A 1,966-nucleotide genomic window follows, 5' to 3' on the forward strand; every position below is an offset into this window, starting at 1 on the left:
GCGTTCGCGAGCACCGATGCAGACGAGCGCGCCTGCTCCTCTCGCGTGCCCGCGAACTCCCTTCGACCTTGGGCCAGCTCCGCCATCTTGTGTCTCCTTTCCTGCCCGCGTCATGCAGGCCTGTTGCAACGAACGCAGTTCGTCCGTCGTTTGGCTCATTTGCCGTGTGGCCGCTTGCCGGTCTCTGTGGACGGCTTTCCTGTTGGATGGGGCGGCCTGTGTGTAACTGGAATCGTCGTTAGCGCGCCATCGGAGCGGCCATCGATGCCACGCCGCTCGCAGACCGTTGCAACTGTGGCGACGGCCGCACTTGCAAGTCGCCGCTGATCGGCTCGAGACCGCTCTCAACGATTGCCGCCGCCGATGCTGCCGAGGCAAGGTAGCGGATCACCGAACGTGCGGCCGCCTCGTGACGGCTCCATGCCGGCACGCCGACCGCCACGCGCACAGCGGCCTGCAATTCGCCCGGAATCGGCGTGATGTGAGCGATGCCGGACACGGGCCGCAGTTCGCTCAACTGCTGGAACGCGAGGTCCGCTTCGCCGCGTGCAACCACTGCGCCCGTGCGCTCCCCTTCTCCGACGAAACGGCTCTTCGGAAGGCACTCGTCGGCGATGCCGAGTCTCTGATAAAGCTGTGTGGTGAGGTATTTGCCGCTCGCGCTCGCCGAATAGGCAATCGTGCGGGCGGCGAGAAACGTGCGCTTGAGTGCTTCGGTGCAACTTACGTCGGGCGCGGGCGCGCCTTCACGCACCGCCACTGCCACCGACGAGCGCGCAATCACCCGGCTGCTGTCCGACAGCACGTAACCTGCGTCGAGGAAGTGCTCCATGTTCGGCTCCGCGACGATCACGAGATCGACGGGTTCGAAGCGCTTGAGACGATTGGGAATAGATGTGTCGCCGGTGCCGATCGACGTCGTGACGGTTTCGATGCGCTTGCCGGTCAGCGCTTCCAGAGCCGGCACGAGCGACAGGTACGCCGCCGTGAATACGCCGGACGTCATCACGCGGAAGGTGTCTGCACGGTCATCCAGCGACAGCCCGGTCTCCTGAGGGCGCATGGGAACACCCAGCGAAGCATCGCGCACATCGATCAGTTGGCTCTGCGCGTCTTCGGCCTCGACGAGCGCCCATACGCGCCGGAAAGGGCCGCGCGTTTGAATCAATTCGGTTCCAGCCGCTGCAGCGGTCTGTTCGTCGATCCATCTCGGCTCGCCCAGCGTCGCGCTGATGCATGCGCGGTGCGCGTTCTCCTCGAACAGGAATGCGCTCGCCACCGCTTCCTCGACGCTCGCGCCCGTTACCGTGGCACCGTGCGCGCACATCAGCACTGCGCGATGTGAACCCAGCGCCTTCGCGAGATACGCACCACGTTCACGGTCGCTGACCAGCCGCGGGTCATCGTACGTAGGGATGCCATCGTGAAAGAGCGTGCCCATCAGATGAACGGGACGCAAACGCTGACCACTCGTCGTGAACGCCGTCGAGTACATGCCGTGATAATGAATGACGGCGTTCACATCAGGGCGTGCGGCAAGTACTTCAAGATGGATCGGATACTCTCCCGGCGGATCGCCCGCCCCTTCGAGCTTGTTTCCGTCCAGATCCATGACGACGAAATCGTCAGCCGTTGCATTCATGCCAAGCGAATGACGCGTGATCATGAAATGCCCATTCGGCAGCCGCACGCTGAGATGACCAAAACCTTCGATGAAACCGCGGCGGTAAAGAAAACGCCATGCCTTCAGAGTTGTCGCAATCAAATCGCTCATGACTTGTCCTCGCCGCGTCGCGCAGCGATATGCTGTAACTGTGGATGCTGAAATGTCGGTGGGTTGCGCGCGTTATCGGGCGGCGGCCACGCTCAGTTCCATCGAACCGATGCCGCCGATGCTGCCCTTCAGGCGGTCACCCTCCGCGAGTTGCGACACGCCTGCGGGCGTGCCCGTCGTGATCAGCGTCCC

The 1,966-nt window shown here is 63.5% G+C and carries 1 protein-coding gene; it reads right to left on the reverse strand.

Features of this window, described 5'->3' with window-relative positions:
* Window positions 1–238: 238 nt before the first annotated feature.
* Window positions 239–1,774 (reverse strand): class II aldolase/adducin family protein, encoded by a 1,536-nt coding sequence (locus tag QCE64_RS36310; protein WP_310009175.1) that lies wholly within the window; start codon window positions 1,772–1,774, stop codon window positions 239–241.
* Between the last annotated feature and the right edge of the window lie 192 nt (window positions 1,775–1,966).

It is taken from the genome of Caballeronia sp. LZ043, from assembly GCF_031451075.1.
Classification (GTDB): domain Bacteria; phylum Pseudomonadota; class Gammaproteobacteria; order Burkholderiales; family Burkholderiaceae; genus Caballeronia.